The following is an 18,676-nucleotide window of genomic DNA, read 5'->3' as shown; positions in this document are numbered from 1 at the left end:
ATGGTGACGTTTAGCCTGTACAGCGGGTTGGACCTCGACGGCGCACTGATGAAGCCGACGATGAACTTCCTGCAGAAGCTCTCTGCGGACCCGACGAACCCGTCGCTGAAGATCAAGACACTCACGAACGCCGTGGACAAGCGCGTGCGCACCGGCCGCATCAACGACCAGTTCCGCGCGGTGCTCTTTGAGATCCGCGACCAGGACACGCACCACTTCGTGCTTGTGGACGTGGACTCGCACGACGAAGGCAACCTCAAGGCTGAGCGGCTGGACCCGGCGCGGCTGCGGCTGGACGTGAACCCGATCAACGGCATTACGACGCTGATCAAGGAGGAGCCTGCTGCGGGGGATGCTGGTTCTGGTGCTTCGGCGGATGTTGATTCGCGCGCCAAGGCCGAGGCGGCTGCACGTGCCGCGCGCGAGCTGGCGGCGCAACAGGCGAAGGCGGTCGCGGAGGAGAAGGGGGTGGAGGCGGAGCTCGTCGAGAAGCAATCGCCCGCACCGCGCGAGGTGTTGGGTGAGCTGACGCCCGAGAAGTTGTGGGAGGAGCTGGGCATCGACCCGGCGCTGACCGGGCAAGTGTTGGCGCTCGAGTCCGAGGACGGGTTGGACGCGCTGTTGGCGACGCGGCCGAAGTGGGAGCACGAGGCTGTGTTGGCGCTGGTGGCGGGGTATTCGGTTGAGGAGACGCGCGAGTCGCTGGGCCTGCGGAAGGTCTCGGCGTCGGAGGCGGCGGAGTCCGAGGACGCGCGTCTGTTGGCTGGTTTGCGGCAGGCGGCTGCGGAGCTGGAGTTCGCGTACGTGGACGATGTGGAGACCGAGTCCCTGCGCAGCGTGATCGAGTCCGGCAGCTTTGAGAAGTGGCGCGTGTACATCCATCCGGAGCAGCGCCGCATGGCGGAGAACTCGTACAAGGGCTCCGCGCGCGTGTTCGGCGGTGCGGGCACCGGCAAGACGGTGGTGGCGGTGCACCGCGCGAACAACCTGGCCATGGGGCGCGTTGCCGGGGCGGGACCGCGCGTGCTGCTGACCACGTTTACGAAGGGTCTGGCGCAGGGGTTGAAGTCCCAGCTCAACGCGCTGAATCCGTCGTACCCGGAGGCCGGTGAACCCGGCGAGGACGGTGTGTGGGTGGACAACATTGACGCCGTGGTGCGCAAGGTGGTCTCTTTGGGCACGCCCGAAGAGGTTTCGGAGGCAACCCGGCGAGTCCTCGGCGTCGCCGCTCCGCGCGTGCGCCCCTACACAGACATGGCCGCCCGCCAGGTGTGGGAAGGCGCGCTTGAGGCTACCGACGAATCCATGCCCCGCGAGATTGCCAACGAAGCGTTCCTGCAGGCCGAGTACGAAACCGTGGTGCTGGCGGGTGGCATTACCACGCTGGCGGAGTACCTCAAGCTCGCGCGCACCGGTCGCGGCACGCCGCTGAACCGCAAGCAGCGTAAACAGGTGTGGGCCGTGCTGGAGTCGCTGATGCAGACCCAGGCCATCGACGGCCAGCTGTTCTGGCCCACCATGTCCGCCGTGGGCGCGGAGATTTTGAACGTGCGTTACGAGCGCGGCGGCGGATCCTTGTTCGACCACGTGGTTGTGGACGAGGCCCAGGACTTCAACGCCGGCCACTGGCGCTTCCTGCGCGCGTGCGTGGCGGAGGGCCCGAACGATGTTTTCATCGCCGAGGACTCCCACCAGCGCATCTACGGCAACCCGTTGACCCTGTCGCACTTTGGCATTTCTACTCGCGGCCGCGCGTCTCGACGTTTGACGCTGAACTACCGCACCACCAAAGAGAACCTGGACTATGCGCTGCGCATTCTGGTCGGCGGTGACATGGAGTTCTTGGACGGCGAGGGCGAGGTCGACTCGGTGGGCGGGTACCGCTCCGCGCGCACCGGCCCGGCGCCGATGATTGTGACCGCGGCGTCGGAAGACGAGGAATTCGCCGTTGCGGCGGCGTTGATCAACGGCTGGCTTGAGGAAGCCGAGCGCGCCGGTGAAGACGGGCCGCGCAAGGAAGTCCGCGTCGGGGTGATGTGCCGCACCCGCGGGCAGCTCTCCCGCGTGGTGTCCGGTCTTGCCGACCACGGCATCGACGCCGTCCAGACCAAAAACGCCGAGTTGGCCTCCCATGAGCAGGTTTCCGTGATGACCATGCACGGCGCCAAAGGCATGGAGTTCACCCACGTGATTCTCATGGGAGTGGGCAAGGAGATCATGCCGCTGCGCTTCCGGCTGAAGAACCTATCCGAGGAAGACGCCCGCGCCGCTCTGCAGCGCGAGCGTTCGCTGCTGTACGTGGCAGCCTCGCGCGCTCGCGACGCGCTGGTGGTGACCACGGTTGGCGAGCGCTCGGAGCTGTTGCCGGAGGGTTAGGGGGTTTCCATGACTTCATGGCATTTCTTCATTCCAGCACCGGAGCCATTACCGATTAGGGATCGGCATCCATATATAAGAAGGCCAAGCATGACATATACCGATCGTGCTGGCACTGAAACTTTTAGCGCCGATAGCGTGTGCCTGGTCCCCCACCAAGTAAATGCCCCTGCGATAGCGCATTCAGCTTTTCAAGCCTGCAGTAATGCAATGAACCGTCGACTTCATCCTAGACGTGTCACAGAGGATCACTCTTTCGTAAGCTCTGGTGACCAGGCTTTCACCGTTTTCGAAATAATCGTTAGTCGGGACTTTTCGCAAGAAACTGGACAGGTTGCTCAGGGTGAAGTCGATAGCCGGGACATTACAGCGGCCTTCGATTTTGGAATTTTGATGCTTAACCAGTGGCTAAGTGCTCTAGCAATAGCGATTGGGGCCCCGGTAGCGCAGGTCAGGAGGGAGGCCCTTCCTAGTTCTATCCCATTCGCACAGGGGGAAAAAGAACCATGGGAACTGGAGCGTCTCGAAATACCATTGCCCACGGTGGAGCCCACCGGTTTGTTCGTGGTGAACCAGAACTTCGATTGCGCGGAAGAACACTTGCCTCAGCCGGATGCAGTTGGCCAATGGATCGATGCTGCATTAGTAAATCTTGATGTTCCCGGACCCTTTATCAGGTACACGGAACTGTATTTCGAAGCTGAACGGTATGAAAGACGATCCGGGGACTACAACGTTGCTTGTATTCTTTACGCTTCTGCGTGCGAGACCCTTATAGATGAGTTACTCCAGCACCTCTTTTGGGAACAGGGGCTATCGCCACACGAAGCTGCCGAGCATTTCCTCAAAGGAAAGTCTGGACGAAAGCAGCAAAAATCGGTAACCGCTTTGATGATGCACGAGCTGTATCCCGTTCTTACCGGACAATCGTGGCGAAAAGAGAAGTTGCGAGAGGAAAATGCGGTTTCCAACTGGTACCGGTATGTAGCCACTATTCGTAACGGTGTCATTCACGGAGGGGCTGCTGTCGATGCAAGCATGATCCGGAATGCTCAAACTGCGGTTGAGGCATTGAATGAATTTTTTGCGAACAGGTTGTTCGAAGCCCGAGAACGATTCCCACGAACAACGTTGGCCTTTCTCGGCGAACAGGGGCTCAAAAACCGAGGAAAATGGGAACAATTCCATAGTCTTGAGCCGTCTTTGCAGAGCGCTAGTGACCGAATGAAGCGGTTTCGGAGGTGGAGCGATTACTTGACGACGTTCAGGAAATTCCCGGACTTGTTTGGAGCACCTGTTCGCGCGGAGGAGAGTGCTGCTCACCTTGTATACGAAGACGGCAGACCATGCGGAGCATATCTCGTTCACGAGGCCGGTTCAGTTGCGAAGAGGCTCTCTATAGAGACGGCCCGCCAGGCACCAGCATTCCAAGAACTGTTTGACAGAGATATCGAACAAGAAGGTCGAACAGTGATTGCCTTTAGAGAAACAGGCGGCGTAAAAGTTCCTACGGGCGCTCGGTGGGATTGCTACGTCTACGAGGCTTTAAGGCCGTTTCCGGTTGCGCCACCAGAGCTACCAAAATGAGGCCTTGGAGCACGCAGGATTCAGCAAGTGGTCGCTTAATTACTCAACCTCACTTACTGCCTGCTGGTCGGCTTCGTCGCCCTCACGGTCTTCCCAGGCTGCGAGCGTTGTGGACGGTTCATCCTGCAGGTGCCACATCGTTCTGCCGTTTGCTGCACCGCCCACCAGGAACGCCGCTGCGGCGGACGGGCTGGTGAACTCCAAGTCTGAGGTCAGCGTGTTGTCCTGGATCTGGTCCGCGTAGCGCTCCCGGGTAGCGTGGACCCCTCGCGGGGCGCTGGGACGCAGCTCCGGCCGCAACGTGGATCCCTCGAGGACGAGGAAACCGGAAGTGGTGCGCTGGCCCAAGCCTTGAACACCTTGGCTGAGAACGGTGAGCTCGAAGACCGGTTCTTCGTCGTCGCTCGGGCGCGCCGAAGCTGAAGCCGTGTTGGTCGAGGTGCGAGACTTCGACGAAGTTGCCTTCGGCTGGAAAGCGGAAACGCCTAGAGCGCTGATGATGAGGTTGGTGTTCTCGATGAACTCGTCCAGCTCTGCTTGGGTCTCTTCGCTGACACTGCCAGCGGACGGGGTGTTGCCGTTGGCAACCTCGTAACGGTCCGCCTTAATAGCGCGCTGGTGGAACGCGTTTTCCAGGAAGGTGATTTCGGTGGCGCCCCAGGAGTCATCCACCACAACCACGTAGATGATGCGGTTGAAAAAGTCTTTGTCCGCGCTGCGTGAATGCTCGGCGGCCCTAGCGAATGCGACGCCGTTCTGGCGGGGCGCGGTTTGGCCGATGTAGATCCGCGGCTTGTCCGTCTCCGGGTTCGTGCCAACCAGGAAATACACCGCGGGGTGGTTCAGCTCCGGACGCCCTCGGAGCTCTTCCGAATTGAGTTCGGTGCGCGGGATTGAATAGACCCGGCCGACCCAATTTCTAATCGAGGCCTTGATCGGCCCGGTGGCAGTGCCGTCCATCATGAAAAGCTGCAGCGTTTTCGGGGAACCCATGTGGTTGAGAGTAATCCGAAAATCAAGCTGACTCAGATTGAGGTGACGGAGGTCGCCGATGGGTCAACCCTTGCGGACTCCGCATTGCGCCGTGTGGGGCCTGCCGAGATTCGACAGTTGCGCAGCGCCATCAGTTAAGCCGGGGTCGGCAATGCCGAGGAAAACTGTGGCGCGGGAGATAGAGTGTTCCTATGAAAAAGCTTCCTCTCCTTGCTGCAACAGCAGCACTACTCATCACAACACTGTCCGCGCCTGCTGCTAACGCCGAGCTGACCCCAACTGAGCGGGACCAGTTCCGCACCGATCCCGTCGGGGCGATTGCTTGGCAAGCTATTAAGGGCTCTTCGGAATACGTGCGCGCCGATGGCAACACCATGATGGCCGCGTCTTTCTTCTCCATGACTTCGCCCGGGGAGAGTATCGGCCTGCCAGCCCTGGAGAACTGCGCCGAGCGCGTCGGCTCCTCTTCGCCGGCAGGCGGTGTGCGCTACGTGGCGGCAGCCCTGTGCGCAACCTTCGACCCGAATGCCCGCAGTCAGGTGCAGCGCGGTGACTTTGGCTACGCGCCGCTGGGCTAAGCCGGTGCGTAGATAGGCAGATCGCTGCGTGTATGCGGCCGAGGCCACCCTGCGAGCTTGCCCTCGGCGAAACGAACGTGCCGATCTGAAATTGAGGGCGCTTGCCTCCAAGTCGGAGCGAACACACCGAAATGCGCTGTTTTGCGCTAACCTCACGGCCTATAGGAACAGATTCGGTGCGAACGTTCCGTAACAGCATACGGTCAGCGAGGAGACGTGACACGTGGACATAGAGGCACTCGGTAGCTTTGTGCGCGCCCAGCGTAAGGAGCGGAGGCTGACCCAACTGGAGGTCGCCGAGCTTGCCGACGTGTCGGACCGGTTCCTTCGGGAGCTGGAGCACGGTAAGCCGACGGCGGAGATCGGCAAGGTGATCGACGTTCTTGCCGTGCTCGGGTACGACCTTGAACCCGTCGTGCATAGAGCTGACGAGCTGGGGCGATTTTGAGCGTCGCCCCTTGCGGACTCCACATTGCGGACAAGTAGGTACGCACCAACTGTTTGAGGCCGCCAAGTTTTGAAACTGCCGGGCATGGAGCTATTGCCTGAAGCGTTGACGCTTAATGGTATCTTCGGCATGAGCACCTCCATCAATCTCTTCTCGGACATTCTCGAGGCAGCCAAGTTAGCGGCTGAAAAGAACGACCTCCGTCAGACACTGAGGCGGTCTGAGGAATCGGCGGGGTCAAATGCTGCGGATGAGCTACCTGCATATGACTGTGGTGGGCCGCCATGGTCGATCTCGATGACAAGGGCGCAGACTGGCTCTAACAACTCCGCATTGCGGACAATTGGGTGTTCACCAACTGTTTGTAGTGAGAAAACCTTTGGTGCGTCGGTAGGCGGATGTCCACTGAAATGAGCACGTGAGGGGCTGTGCTCGCGCGGGGTGCGACGTAGGCTGCCGGGCGTGGGGATGAAAACTTGGAAAATTGGGGCCAAAGCGGCGGGAACGCACGTTGGGGGCCGGATAATTGTTGCGAACCGATTCGGTGAGATTGACGGTTCCGGGCGGGAGCTTGGGCACGCGGTTGTTGCCGGACTGAATCGGGCGGCCAGAAAGCGTCGGACGGTCAGTATGAAGCAGCCGGAAGCAGGTGAGGTGGCTGAGCACCTCGCAGGCATCGTTTTGATGGCTGGCTTGCCGCTGCTGCTGCTGATGCGGCAGGCGACAACCGTCGAATCAGCGGGTTCGGCGGCCAGGTTGATGGTGGAGATCAGCGGGGAGGCACTCGCGCACGAACTGCGGTTTGCGGGCGTATACGGGCTCGCGATCTCCGCGCGGGAATGCGACGACGCCGGACGTCTGGACATGATGGGGCCGATTTGCGACACCATCTCACGCGTGTTGCCGCAACCTCTCTCCTATGCGGACGAGGCGGATCGCGCGATGCGGGTGGAAATCCGAGAGGTTGAGTTCCCAGAACCTAGCGCTGAATTGGCTGGTGACGGCCTGGCAGAGATGGGCCTGAACTACAAATGCAGCGAGGTGGATGGCAGTGAAATCGGTAAAGACTCCGGCTCAGCGTACTTCCCGCTGCCGCTGTTCGCGCCGGGGACGGCGGAACCGCGCGTGGTTATGGAGATGTGGGTCGATGGCCTGCAATTGATCGTGGACCTGGAGGCGAAGCTCGCGGGGTACGGTGCCCTTCGGGACATGGTGTATGCCGTGGAGGAGGCGGTAGACCGGCACCGGTTCAGCAGTTGGGGGATGCGGCCCGCGTAGCGGCGGTATCGTCAGTGGCCACTGGAGGTCCACTGACGGTCCTCCGATGGTCCACTGACGGAGGTGAACAATGGTTACTCAACCTTTGGCAGAAGCGTTCCCAGTGGGAGATTTCCTCGCGGAGGAATTAGAAGAACGTGGTTGGAGCGAAGCAGATTTCGCCGCGATCATGGGACGGCCGACGCGCTTTGTTAAAGAGATCATCTCGGGCGAGCGGGAGCTTACGCGGGAATCCGCTGAGCTGGTCGGAGCAGCACGTGGTACCTCGGCAGAGCTGTGGCTCAATCTGCAAGACACATTTCTTGCGTGGAGGCACGGGTAACCTCGCCAATCCGCCCCTACACTCGGGTTTATGAGTACACAGGATATGAACACGCAGTTGCAGGGTCAGGTCGCCGTGGTCACCGGCGGCGCAGCAGGTATCGGCGGGGCAATCTCGCGCACACTCGTCGCACGCGGCGCCAAGGTAGTGGCCGTCGACATTAACGACGCCTCCGGCGCCACCCTCGAGAACGACCTCGGCGACAATGTTGTCTTCCTCAACGGCGACGTGAGCAAACCGGAGACCTCAAAGAAGGCCATGGAGCTTGCGGTGGAGAAGTTCGGCAAGCTCACCGGCGTGGTCAACAACGCCCACGCGTCGCACCAGAAGCCGTTCACGGATTTGGAACAGGAGGACTGGGACCTGTCCTTCGGCACCGGCTTCGAGGCCACCAAGAACTTCATGCTTGCTGCCTATCCGCACCTCAAAGACAACGGTGGCGCGATCGTGAACTTCGCCTCCGGCGCCGGCATCATCGGCCAGCCAACCCAGGCGGCGTACGCGTCGGCCAAGGAAGCGATCCGTGGCCTGTCACGCGTGGTGGCCAACGAGTGGGCGAAGGACGACATCCGCGTCAACGTCGTCGGTCCGATGGCGCTAACCGAGGGCGTGCAGAAGTGGTCCGAGGCATTCCCGGAGCTCTACCAGCAGTCTCTGCAGCGCATCCCGCTCGGTCGTTTCGGCGACCCAGAGACAGACGTCGCCCCGGTCGTCGCATTCTTGCTTAGCCGCGACGCCCGCTACATCACCGGCCAAACACTCATGGTGGATGGCGGAACCAACAAGGTCTACTAGACGTAGCTGCGCGGGACGAGATGATTACGGGTCAGCGTCACGAGGAGTAGCAATGGCTGGTTATCTTCCATATGGTCTTGTCTCGGGGGCTGGTGAGGTTGCGGTTATCGAGTCGCCCAACGGTGGATGGAACGTTATCTACTCCGACCGCAGAACAGCGGGCGGCGGAGCAACCGTGGAGGGGCACGACCAAGAGTTCGCCAACCGTCTTGCCCACCTGTTCGTGGCCAAAAGCAAAGAAGGCGTGAACCCTGGCGACCTATTCGGCACGTTGTGCTGGAAGTTCAAGGCGGAACGTATCGAGATCTACAACAACCTTTCGAAACTCTGCCTTCTCACCGGATACGGTGAGCCACTGCCAGACGAGGAGTAACTGACCCCTCGCATCCGCCCCCTACACTCGGTGCTGTCCGTCTTCGCCGCTGTCCCGGAAGGTGCCCATGAACGTCACGCAGCTCCGCGACGTCATCTTCACCGCGGGTGTCGTGTTCGACAATCTGTCCACCAGCTGGCTCGCGACAGGTCGGTTCCTCCAGTCGAGCGAGGTCGCCAGCATCGGCGCGTCTTGCGTGTGAACCCCCAAGCGCTGCTTGTTTAGCACTTTATTCGTTTGGTGCGGTTTTCCGCGGGGAAGTGTTCACTCAAATGAGCAGTCAGAGGCTATGCAGACCGTAGATCGCTCTCTACACTTCTTCTCATGGGGAGAAAAGGGTGGGCAAGCGGGCCAACGCGTAATTTAGGCAAGTTCTCAAACGGCCGGTGTTTTCACCAGACGGAGTCATGGTCTGCGTGAGAATTCGTTTCGAAGACAAGATCCTTAAACGCCTTGCCGAAGATTCCACGTTCCAGCCAAAGCGTTGGTCTCCCGAGCTGGTGCGAGCCTTTCGTCGCAAGATTCAGGTACTTGCAAATGTCAGTGACGAAAGAGATTTGCGAGCGCTGAAGTCCTTAAGACTCGAGCAACTTCGAGGCGATCGAGTCGGTACCTCATCGATTCGATTAAACAGGCAATTTCGCCTTGTCATTCGGTTTGAGACAGATGAAGATAGACGCATCGTAGTTGTGATCGAGATGGTCGACTACCACTAATGGGAGGTGAACGATGACTACTCAACCACTGGCCGAAGCCTTTCCGGTCGGAGACTACCTGGCCGAAGAATTGGAAGCGCGTGGCTGGAGCAAAGAAGACTTTGCAGAAATCCTGGCCCAGCCAACGACGTTTGTGGAAGCGTTGATTTCAGGGCAACACGAGCTCACGAGAGAATCAGCAGCCCTCGTCGGGGCGGCGCTGGGAACTTCGGCAGAGCTGTGGCTGAACCTGCAGGACACGTACCTGCGTTGGAGGCAGTCCCATGACTCTGTTGCGCAGGAGCGGCTTGCGAACATTCGAGAGCGAGCCCGCCACCGCGAAGTGTCGGACTTGCGGCGCGCTCAGTAACTAACCGCCCCCTACACTCGATCCCATCAACCCCAACCGCCGGAACCGGGAGGCCCCATGAACGTCGGCCAACTTCTCGAGGTCATCTTCACCGCGGGTGTCGTCTTCGACAACCTCTCCACTAGCAGGCCCGCCACGGGTCGTTTCCTCGAAACCGGTGACACCACCGGCGTGCGCGGCCGCGGTGACCTCGCCCTGCTCGAGGATCTCAAGGCAGCCGGCGAGTTCATCCTCAGCAACACCGGTACCCCGATCAGTGCCGCCTACCTGCGGCGCATCAACGCCACACTGACGCGAAGCGCCGCGCTCAACCCGGGCAGTTTGCGTACCGACGACCAGGGCATCGGCGTGCGCACCCGCTACGGTCGCCACGAGCCGCCGGCGGTGTCGGAGCAGGCGTTGGACGTCCTGATCACCGAGACGCTCAATAGCGACACCAGCAAAGACGCAGCGGTCGACCTGTTTCTCGAGATTGCCCGCGCGCAACCGTTCGAAGACGGCAACAAGCGCACCGCTATCTTCGCCGCGAACAGTTACCTCATCGGCGAGGGGTCGAGCCTGCTCCTTACGGTCCCCTTCGATGAGAAGGACCCGTCAGTCGCCGAGCACTTCAACGATTTCCTCGCCCGGTTCTACGTCTTCGGTGAGAAGGAGCCGGTGAGGGAGCTATTGGTGGGGCGAGCGTTCGTCGATAGGCAGCGCTAGCGCAGGCTGACCCGTGCGGCGGCCTCGAGCACCGCGAACATCACCGCTGCAAACGCGGCGCCGAGCAACGTGTGCGGCTTCTTCACCCCGCGGCGCTCCAGTGCGCGGGCGAGTTTCGTCTGGACGACAACGTGCAGGCGCAGGCCCAGCGCATTCAGCACGATCCCCCCGGCGAACAACCCCCACGTGACCTTCGGGTTCGTGGTGTCGGGCTTCTCCTCCACCTTGGCGGTGACGTCGTGGTCGGTGTCTTCGTAGACGGTGTCGAACTTCGCCACCGCCGTCGCGTACGCGCCGAGGATCGCCGTCCACGCGAAGATGCGTCCTGGGGTGGAACGGACGTAGTCGGGTACCGCGATCAGGGCGCCGGCGATGGCGGATTGGGTGAGGCGGTCGGTGGTGGTGTCGTCGTGAAGCGATGCGCTGCGGGTTGACTGAGTCATGGGGCCGAGCGTACCGGTCTGCGCGGTGGCGAGGGGGCCAGAACCTTGGTGGTTGCCCTCTGAATTGTTGATGTCGATAGCTCGATGGCAATAGTCCCAGGTCAAGGGGTTTCGGCGTCGGAAGGGGCGAAAACGTGTAAAACGCGCTGACCAGGAACTATCGAAATCGAGGTATCGACATCGAGGGGTCGCGCGACGCCCGTTACGTCACCGGACAAACCCTCATGGTTGATGGCGGAACCAACAAGTTGTACTAGGCGGGTCTGGCCCCATCGGTCCGGGTGCTGCACCTAGCGTGCGGTGACGTTTGCGGTGGCTTGGCTACCAGTCTGCGCGCTGCCCCTCCAGGCTTCATATGCAGGTCTCGATATGCGTAACCCCTGGTCACGGCGTTTCTGGGAAAATCGGCTGAAATTTCGGAAAACGCTCTGACCGGCACTTACGCATATCGAGCCCTGCATATGAACGTAACGCCCCCGACTCACCTTGGCGTTCCGCACGAACCACCGACAACCCCACCGCACAAAAACACGCAGCGTGCCGGAGGCGTCTGTACCGTAATTCTTTATGACAAAACCGGAGCTGCCGGAGCAGTACAGCGATGAACACCTGGAGCTCGCGCGTGACGAGTTCGACGCGGAGAACCTCACCGACGCGGACATTGACCAGATCAAGGAGCACCGCGAGGGTGACGAGCCCGACGGTTCGTTTATGCGTTGGGTGATCACGCTTTTCGGCACGGGCGTGGGTGCGGGCATCCTGTTTCTGCCGATTAATGCGGGTAGTTTCGGGTTCTGGCCGTTGGTCGTCGCTACGCTGCTGATTGCTCCGATGGTGTTTTTCTCGCATCGGACGTATGCGCGCATTGTGGCGGCGTCGCCGGTGAAGGGCCTGGATGTGCTGCAGGTGATCACGGCGCTGACGGGCCGCAAGCGGGGGTTTGCGTCGGCGGTGCTGTATTGGTTGGGGATTTATCCCACGGTGTTGATTTACGGCATTTCGATTACGAACACGCTGGACAGTTTCATCGTCAATCAGTTGGGTGGCGCGCAGGTGGACCGGTGGGTGCTGGCCACGGTGTCGGTGGGCATCATGACGGGTGCCTACGCGTTGGGCAAGAAAATCACGCTGTGGATCGCGAATGCACTGGTGTATCCGCTGATCATTGCGCTTGCGGCGGTGTCGTTGTATCTCATTCCGCGGTGGGACTTTGCCAGTTTCCGTGGCTACGAGTCGGATGTTCCGGTGTGGCAGGGCCTGCTGCTGATTCTGCCGGTGTTGGTGTTTTCGTTCAGCCACATGGCGGCGTTGAGCCAGTTCGCGTTGGATGTGCAGAAGAAGAAGGACGGTGATGTGGAGGCCGTCGAGCGTGAGGTGTCCAAGGTGGAGTTGGTCACCGCGCTGATGCTGGTGGCGTTCACCATGTTTTTCGTGTGGTCGTGCGCGCTGTCGCTTGGCGCGGAAGGTATGGATGCGGCGCGCGAGCAGAACGTGCCGGTGTTGTCGTATTTGGCCAATGAGACGGATACGCCGTTTATGGCGTGGATGAGCCCGATTATCGCTATCGCTGCGATTGTCACGTCGTACTTCGGTCACCTCTTGGGGACGGAGGAGGGCACCGGTTATCTCGTGCGCGTGGTCGCGCCGGGCTTTGCGTCTCGCGTATCGACGACCACCCTGCGCTGGTCCGTCAACATCTTCGTCTTTGTCACCGCGGTGTTGGTGGCGGTGGCGAACCCGTCGATTCTGGACATGATTTCGGTGGTCGGCGGCATTTTCGTTGCGTTCTTGGTCTACATCATGCCGGTGTTGCTGTTCCATAAGGCGGTGGCGTTTAAGCACTACGCGCGTCGCCCGGACACGATCTTTGTGCTCGTGGTGGGGTTGGTGATCATGGGTGTCACTGTGTGGAACATCGTGGCTGGCTAACTACCCCCAGAAGGTGAACGCTAGGTGCCGTAGGCCGGAAACCCCCAGGTAAAGCAAAGTAGCACCAAAGGGCTTGGTAAACGGGAGGTTAATGGCGCGACCGTGAGTTTCTTAAGTGCTAATTAGGGCGCATAATGCCAGGATGTGAGCATCACTATCCTCCTCGTCCTAATTATTGTTGTGGCGCTGTTTTTTGATTTCACGAACGGCTTCCATGACACCGCGAATGCGATGGCGACGTCGATTGCTACTGGCGCGTTGAAGCCGAAGACGGCTGTGGCGTTGGCTGGCATTTTGAACCTCATCGGCGCGTTCTTGTCGGTAGCGGTGGCCAAGACCGTGGCCAACGGCATTGTGAAGCTAGACGTGTTTGACCTCAGCGACACGGTTGAGTCGGAGCGGCTCCTGCTGGTCGTGTTCGCGGGCCTGACGGGCGCCATTCTGTGGAATTTGTTTACGTGGCTGTACGGCATCCCGTCGTCGTCGTCACACGCGCTGTTCGGCGGTCTGATTGGCGCGGCGATCGCGGCGATTGGCTGGCAGGGCGTTGTATGGGGCGGCGTGCTGCACAAGATCATCCTGCCGGCGTTGTTTGCGCCGTTCGTGGCTGGTCTCGTCGCAATGATTGGCACCTGGCTGGTGTACCGCCTGACGTCGAATGCGGAGAAGGAGCACCGCGACAATTACTTCCGTTGGGGCCAGATTGGCACGGCGTCGCTGGTGGCGTTGGCGCACGGTACGTCGGATGCTCAGAAGACGATGGGTGTGATCTTCCTGGCCATGGTGGCCGCGGGTCAGTTTGATTCGGATCACACGATGCCGTTTTGGATCCAGGCGTCCTGTGCGCTTGCGATCGCGATTGGCACCTACTCGGGTGGTTTCCGCGTGATCCGCACCCTGGGCAAGGGTCTGGTGGAGATTCACCCGCCGCAGGGTATGGCTGCGGAGACATCGTCGGCGGCGATCATTCTGACGTCGTCGCACTTGGGCATGGCCTTGTCGACGACCCACGTCGCCACCGGTTCCATCATGGGCTCCGGCCTGACGGGCCCGAAGGGCGAGGTGCGCTGGGGCGTTGCCGGCCGCATGGCCATCGCGTGGATCACCACTCTGCCGATCGCCGCGTTCGTCGCGTTTGTCACCTGGTGGGCGGCCCGTTGGGTCTCGGATCTTGGTGGCGACCTCGTGTGGGGCGGCATCATGTTGGCAGTGGTGCTTGTGATCTGCGGCGGTTACATGTTCATCGTGGCGCAGCGCGAGCCGGTGCACCGCGACAATGTCAACGATGACTGGGAGAGCGACTCGCTTATCGACGAACCCACCACCCCCCACCGCGGCGAACCCGCCCATATCGTGGATACGACCCGCGGCCTGGACCACCAGTAAAGAGGTATAGGTCATGCTTGAAATTCTGAAGTCTCTGTTGATGGTGCTCGGCACCGGCTTGCTGCTCGGCGCTGGCCTGCCGGCGTTGTTCTCGTTGAGCATCCACTTCCTGTCGCCTGAGGAGGACGGCACGGCACCCGTGGGTGCGCGCCGGGTGATCGGCTGGGTGTTCCTGGCTGTGGTGCTGGTGGCGGTGGTGGCAGCGATTCTGTTGATCGCTCGCGAGCGCATTGAGTACTTCACCGGATGGGACCCGTATCCGTTCCTCTAGTCACATGCGTCACATTAATTTTTAGTGCGTATGCAGGGATTATTCGCACGGGCCAATCGTTGGTGTTGACAAACTATTTGGCCCGGCCTAGGGTTGCCTCAAGATGAACGGAAGGTGAACAACCTTCACGCTTTGAAAGGAGGTGAACCCGCATGATGAACCTGTTCGACCAGATTCGCGCGTGGTTCCGCGATGAGGACCGTGGCCTTGCCACGCACATCGACGTGTCCCCGCTGGCAGTCCTCCCCCGTGCATAAGCGGTAAACGGCATGTACGCCCGCGTCCCCGAGGTTTGGGGCCGCGGGCGTTTTCGTCGATAAGCAAGGGCGTGGTCTATGATCCGTGTGGCGTATGACACCCCCTAGCGAGGAAGGCGACATTGACCACACCAGCGCGTGAATTTAACTTAGACCATCTGACAGATGCGGACATGCGGCAAATCAAGGCCGAACGTGCCGCTGACGCGCCCGACGGCAGCACCCTGTCCTGGGCGATCACCCTGTTCGGTACCGCAGTCGGTGCGGGCATTCTGTTCCTGCCTATCGACGCCGGATCGTTCGGCATCCTCCCCCTCATCTTCATCTCGCTGCTGGCGCTGCCGATGGTGTTCATGTCGCACCGCACCTACTCGCGCATCGTGTCGGCCTCCCCGGTGAAGGGCCTCGACGTCCTGCAGGTGGTTACCGCCCTGTCCGGCCGCACCCGTGGCCTGATGACGGGCCTGATGTACTGGCTGTCCATCTACCCCATCGTGTTGATCTACGGCGTGAGTATCACCAACACGATGGACAGCTTCCTGGTCAACCAACTCGGCGGACCGCAGCTGCCGCGTTGGGTCCTGGCGGCGCTGTGCGTGGGTGTGCTCACCGGCGCCTACGCCATGGGCAAGAAGGCGACCCTGGCGTTTGCCAACATCCTGGTCTACCCGCTGATCATCGCGCTCGCGGCCGTGTCCATCTACCTCATCCCCCAGTGGGACCTGGCCAGCTTCCGCTCCTACCAGTCCGACACCCCAACCTGGCAGGCGCTGCTGCTGATCCTGCCGGTCTTCGTGTTCTCCTTTAGCCACATGCCGGCGATCTCCCAGGCGGCCCTCGACGCGCAGAAGCGTTTCGATGGCGACGAGAAGGCCACCGAAAAGCTCGTCTCCAAGATCGAAGCCATCTCCGCGATCATGCTCGTCGGCTTCACCATGTTCTTCGTCTGGTCCTGCAGCCTCGCACTCGGTGCCGACGGCATGGACGCCGCCCGCGAACAGAACATCCCCGTCCTGTCCTACCTGGCCAACGAAACCCACGCCCCGTTCCTGGCGGTGCTCTCCCCCATCGTCGCCCTGTGCGCCATCGCGTCCTCCTACTTCGGACACGTCATGGGCGCGGAGGAAGGCACCACCTACCTGGTGCGCGCCGTCGCCCCGAAGTTCGCGGACCGCGTCAGCCCCAAGGCCATGCGCTGGGGCATCTACGTCTTCGTGTTCGTCACCACCGTCATCGCAGCCGTGGTCAACCCGTCCATCCTGGACCTGATCTCCGTCGTCGGCGGCGTATTCATCACCTTCCTGGTGTACATCGTGCCCATGCTGCTCTTCCGCAACGCCAAGGCCTTCCGCCGCTTTGCCAACAAACCCGAAACGATCTTCGTGTTCGTCCTCGGCGTGATCATCATGGGCGTCGCCATCTGGCAGATGTTCGCCGGTTAGGTGACACAATAAGAGTCATGGTTCGGATCTATTACTCCACCGTCTATGGCTCGACCCGCGAGTACGCCGAGGAGCTCGCATCGCTTCTCGACGACACCGCGCAGCCGATTCCCTCCACCTCGCCTTCAATCGACGGGCCGGTGGTGGTCCTCTCCCCCATCCACGGCCCGTCGCACGCCGGCGCGAAGTTTGTGAAGTCGCTGCCGGCCGACGTGCCGGTGGCGCTGGTGACCGTGTGCATGTCTACGGCAGCGCCCGAGACCGACCCGGCGGCAGGTCTTCTCGGCAAACGTGCCGACTCCGTCACCCGCTTCTACCTGCCGGGCCGGATGAACTACTCAGGGCTGTCGCTCAAGCACAAGATGGTGATGCGCGGGCTGGTCACCGCGCTGAAGGCCAAGGGTAACCTCAGCGCCTCCGAGCAGGACACCGTGGATATGTACGGCAAAGACACCGACTGGGTGGCCTTTGCGGCGTTGGACCCGGTGGTGGCATGGGTTCGTCGTCAAGCGGACGCTTAAAGGTGCACGACCTCGACATCGCTGTCCTGCTCGGCCAGGTAGTCCGCCGCCACGGAACGGTGGCAGACGTCGGGGTCGGGTTCTGAGCAGAGGAGCACGGAGGCGTCGGCAAGTTTCGGCATCGCGCGCTCGTCGAACTCTGCCCGCAACTTCTTCGCGAACTCCTCGAACGGCAGGCCCTCCTTGCGGTAGGCGTGCATGAGGTCCTCGCTGGGCGCGAGGGCGAGTTCGTGGGTGTAGCCGATGCCCGCGATGGTGTCGAGGAACCACGGCAGATCGGACTGCTTAGTAAAGCCCGCGAGCTGGTTCGAGTTGTGGCGCCGGATATCGACGACCTGCTTGATGTCGTTGTCACGCAGAATGTCAAAGAATTCTTCGGCGGTCTTCTTGCTGTATCCAATGGTGAAAAGGTGCATACCCGCGAGGCTAGTTGCGGCATTGCGGACTCCGCATTGCGGACAATTGGGTCCGTACCAACGATTGGTCGTGGCCAACGAAAACGCCGCTCCGGTATTCGCCGGAGCGGCTTTGGTGTTCTATATCGAAATTAGAACGGCAGGAATTGCTGGATCATCGGGCCGACGACCGGGGCGAGAACGCCACCGATCAGGACCAGAGCGGAGATGACGGTGCCGGTGATGACCAGGGCCTTCTTGGTGTCGGTCATCGATTGGGACTGGTAGTTCTCCCGGTTAGCGCAGGCCTTGTATGCATTAAAGGTCTCGCGGCCGTCAATGGTTGCGGAGTCGCTGGAGCCGAAGGCCTCGGCCATGTCTGCGGAGCCTACAACCTTTGCATCGAGCTCCGGATTCATCTTCAGGTACTCCTGGGCAGTGTCTGGAGTGATGTTATCGATGCCCATGGCGGTGACAACGCGGCAATTGTGGTTGAGGTTGGACATCGTGTTGGACGCAGCGTTGGCGTCAACAGCGCCGAGGGAAAGGGCCATGGTTGCTGCCAGGGTGGCTGCGGCGATCTTCTTCACAGGGAAACTCCAATTCTTGGACAGGGGAAAAACAGGTTCCACTTATGAAGATATTCCCATGTATGGCGGGTGACAATTACGGTCGCCGAAAGGGAATTTCGTCACCCCTGTTCGGGGCACTGCAGGCATTGCAGGTGCCGCGAGCGTTGCGGACTCCGCATTGCGGACAACTGGGGGCCCACCAACTATCGGCGCCGGGCAACGAAAAAGCGGCCGTTCGGTGAGGAACGGCCGCTTGGTGTCGTCGCAAAGATTAGCGCGGGAGGAACTGCTGGATCATCGGGCCGACGAACGGCGATGCCAGACCAGCGATTGCCAAGATCACAGCGAGCACGGTGGAGCCGATGATGGCAGCCTTCTTGCCCGCGGTCATATCGGCGGTCTTGTAGTCCACGCCCTTCTTGCAGGCGTCGATGGCCTCGAGGTTGTTGGCGCCGTTGATGAGCTCCTGGTCGGAGGAGCCGAAAGCCTGGCCGAGGTCAGCGCTGGTGCGCACCAGGCCGTTCTTGTTGTCCGGGAGGATGTCCTTGACCTTTTCGTCAACCTTGGCCGGTGCGACCTCGATCTTGTTCTTCTGGCCATCGAGGGTCAGAACGCAGACGCGGTCGTCGCCCGTGCCGCGCATCTCGTTGGTTGCGGCGTTGGCCTGAACAGCGCCGAGGGAAAGGGTCATGGTTGCTGCCAGGGTGGCTGCGGCGATCTTCTTCACGGGAGCTCCAAGTCTTAGAGGGGAGTTATGAACAGCTATCAATATAGCCAGTTGTCGTTATTAATTTGTAATGTAGGGACATTTTGGGGCGAATAAATGCGCAGGAAACAATTCCGAAAGATATAGAAAGATATCGGAACAATTCTCTGACCTGGGGAAACGTCTGTAGATGCCTGCCCGCAAGCCCGCTATATCTTTTCTATATCTTTCAAA

General features: G+C 60.8%; 22 protein-coding genes. 17 read left to right on the top strand and 5 right to left on the bottom strand.

The annotated features are described in order from the left end of the window. Window positions 1-2,376, top strand: coding sequence for a 3'-5' exonuclease (locus HMPREF3145_RS04710; protein ID WP_070422095.1), 2,376 nt, complete (start codon window positions 1-3; stop codon window positions 2,374-2,376). Between the two features lie 210 nt (window positions 2,377-2,586). Continuing rightward, a complete protein-coding gene (locus HMPREF3145_RS04705; RefSeq protein WP_070422094.1) occupies window positions 2,587-3,963 on the top strand; it encodes a hypothetical protein in 1,377 nt (458 codons plus the stop codon). A 39-nt stretch (window positions 3,964-4,002) separates the two neighbouring features. On the opposite strand, the gene HMPREF3145_RS04700 is transcribed toward HMPREF3145_RS04705, so the two are convergent. Next, complete coding sequence (locus tag HMPREF3145_RS04700) at window positions 4,003-4,956, bottom strand: GIY-YIG nuclease family protein (protein WP_070422093.1); 954 nt, start codon at window positions 4,954-4,956, stop codon at window positions 4,003-4,005. Window positions 4,957-5,147: 191 nt separating this feature from the next. On the opposite strand from HMPREF3145_RS04700, the gene HMPREF3145_RS04695 reads away from it, so the two are divergent. From HMPREF3145_RS04695 to HMPREF3145_RS04655, 10 genes are all read left to right on the top strand, one after another. Continuing rightward, window positions 5,148-5,534: a hypothetical protein gene (locus HMPREF3145_RS04695; protein WP_070422092.1), complete on the top strand. Its 387-nt coding sequence runs from the start codon at window positions 5,148-5,150 to the stop codon at window positions 5,532-5,534. A gap of 223 nt (window positions 5,535-5,757) precedes the next feature. After that, the gene (locus HMPREF3145_RS04690) at window positions 5,758-5,982 is read left to right on the top strand and encodes a helix-turn-helix transcriptional regulator (protein ID WP_034996602.1); all 225 of its coding nucleotides are present in this window, start codon (window positions 5,758-5,760) and stop codon (window positions 5,980-5,982) included. A 630-nt stretch (window positions 5,983-6,612) separates the two neighbouring features. Continuing rightward, window positions 6,613-7,260, top strand: coding sequence for a hypothetical protein (locus HMPREF3145_RS04685; RefSeq protein WP_141740813.1), 648 nt, complete (start codon window positions 6,613-6,615; stop codon window positions 7,258-7,260). A gap of 70 nt (window positions 7,261-7,330) precedes the next feature. Beyond that, window positions 7,331-7,582, top strand: coding sequence for a helix-turn-helix transcriptional regulator (locus HMPREF3145_RS04680; RefSeq protein WP_070422090.1), 252 nt, complete (start codon window positions 7,331-7,333; stop codon window positions 7,580-7,582). Window positions 7,583-7,612: 30 nt separating this feature from the next. Further along, complete coding sequence (locus tag HMPREF3145_RS04675; RefSeq protein ID WP_245168001.1) at window positions 7,613-8,377, top strand: SDR family NAD(P)-dependent oxidoreductase; 765 nt, start codon at window positions 7,613-7,615, stop codon at window positions 8,375-8,377. A 52-nt stretch (window positions 8,378-8,429) separates the two neighbouring features. Beyond that, window positions 8,430-8,750 carry a hypothetical protein gene (locus HMPREF3145_RS04670; RefSeq protein ID WP_070422088.1) on the top strand — a complete coding sequence of 107 codons (321 nt, stop codon included), beginning with the start codon at window positions 8,430-8,432 and terminating at the stop codon, window positions 8,748-8,750. A gap of 67 nt (window positions 8,751-8,817) precedes the next feature. Further along, a complete protein-coding gene (locus HMPREF3145_RS12095) occupies window positions 8,818-8,952 on the top strand; it encodes a hypothetical protein (protein WP_256365574.1) in 135 nt (44 codons plus the stop codon). A 205-nt stretch (window positions 8,953-9,157) separates the two neighbouring features. Next, window positions 9,158-9,466, top strand: a complete 309-nt coding sequence (locus HMPREF3145_RS04665; RefSeq protein ID WP_070422087.1) for a type II toxin-antitoxin system RelE/ParE family toxin — start codon at window positions 9,158-9,160, stop codon at window positions 9,464-9,466. 13 nt (window positions 9,467-9,479) lie between these two features. Then, complete coding sequence (locus HMPREF3145_RS04660; protein ID WP_070422086.1) at window positions 9,480-9,815, top strand: helix-turn-helix transcriptional regulator; 336 nt, start codon at window positions 9,480-9,482, stop codon at window positions 9,813-9,815. Window positions 9,816-9,872: 57 nt separating this feature from the next. After that, the gene (locus HMPREF3145_RS04655) at window positions 9,873-10,520 is read left to right on the top strand and encodes a Fic family protein (protein ID WP_070422085.1); all 648 of its coding nucleotides are present in this window, start codon (window positions 9,873-9,875) and stop codon (window positions 10,518-10,520) included. Here HMPREF3145_RS04655 and HMPREF3145_RS04650 read toward each other — a convergent pair. Further along, window positions 10,517-10,963 (bottom strand): hypothetical protein, encoded by a 447-nt coding sequence (locus tag HMPREF3145_RS04650; protein WP_141740812.1) that lies wholly within the window; start codon window positions 10,961-10,963, stop codon window positions 10,517-10,519. The two genes, HMPREF3145_RS04655 and HMPREF3145_RS04650, sit on opposite strands and share 4 nt — an antisense overlap. Window positions 10,964-11,530: 567 nt before the next feature. On the opposite strand from HMPREF3145_RS04650, the gene HMPREF3145_RS04645 reads away from it, so the two are divergent. From HMPREF3145_RS04645 to HMPREF3145_RS04625, 5 genes are all read left to right on the top strand, one after another. Beyond that, window positions 11,531-12,892, top strand: coding sequence for an SLC5/6 family protein (locus HMPREF3145_RS04645; protein WP_070422083.1), 1,362 nt, complete (start codon window positions 11,531-11,533; stop codon window positions 12,890-12,892). 144 nt (window positions 12,893-13,036) lie between these two features. Then, window positions 13,037-14,278: an inorganic phosphate transporter gene (locus HMPREF3145_RS04640; protein WP_083279388.1), complete on the top strand. Its 1,242-nt coding sequence runs from the start codon at window positions 13,037-13,039 to the stop codon at window positions 14,276-14,278. A 13-nt stretch (window positions 14,279-14,291) separates the two neighbouring features. Beyond that, on the top strand, window positions 14,292-14,549 hold the full coding sequence (locus HMPREF3145_RS04635) for a hypothetical protein (RefSeq protein WP_070422082.1): 258 nt from the start codon (window positions 14,292-14,294) through the stop codon (window positions 14,547-14,549). A gap of 430 nt (window positions 14,550-14,979) precedes the next feature. Then, window positions 14,980-16,248 carry an amino acid permease gene (locus tag HMPREF3145_RS04630; protein ID WP_070422081.1) on the top strand — a complete coding sequence of 423 codons (1,269 nt, stop codon included), beginning with the start codon at window positions 14,980-14,982 and terminating at the stop codon, window positions 16,246-16,248. 17 nt (window positions 16,249-16,265) lie between these two features. Next, window positions 16,266-16,769, top strand: a complete 504-nt coding sequence (locus HMPREF3145_RS04625) for a flavodoxin domain-containing protein (RefSeq protein WP_070422080.1) — start codon at window positions 16,266-16,268, stop codon at window positions 16,767-16,769. Here HMPREF3145_RS04625 and HMPREF3145_RS04620 read toward each other — a convergent pair. The 3 genes from HMPREF3145_RS04620 to HMPREF3145_RS04610 all read right to left on the bottom strand — a co-directional run bounded on the left by HMPREF3145_RS04620 (window position 16,766) and on the right by HMPREF3145_RS04610 (window position 18,463). Next, entirely contained in the window at window positions 16,766-17,185 is a 420-nt protein-coding gene (locus HMPREF3145_RS04620) for a DUF488 domain-containing protein (RefSeq protein WP_070422079.1), read from the bottom strand. The two genes, HMPREF3145_RS04625 and HMPREF3145_RS04620, sit on opposite strands and share 4 nt — an antisense overlap. Before the next feature lie 131 nt (window positions 17,186-17,316). Beyond that, window positions 17,317-17,754: a hypothetical protein gene (locus HMPREF3145_RS04615; RefSeq protein ID WP_070422078.1), complete on the bottom strand. Its 438-nt coding sequence runs from the start codon at window positions 17,752-17,754 to the stop codon at window positions 17,317-17,319. Between the two features lie 253 nt (window positions 17,755-18,007). Next, window positions 18,008-18,463: a hypothetical protein gene (locus HMPREF3145_RS04610; protein ID WP_070422077.1), complete on the bottom strand. Its 456-nt coding sequence runs from the start codon at window positions 18,461-18,463 to the stop codon at window positions 18,008-18,010. Between the last annotated feature and the right edge of the window lie 213 nt (window positions 18,464-18,676).

It is taken from the genome of Corynebacterium sp. HMSC05C01, assembly GCF_001807155.1.
Classification (GTDB): domain Bacteria; phylum Actinomycetota; class Actinomycetes; order Mycobacteriales; family Mycobacteriaceae; genus Corynebacterium; species Corynebacterium coyleae.
This window is presented reverse-complemented; position numbering and strand designations above follow the sequence as displayed.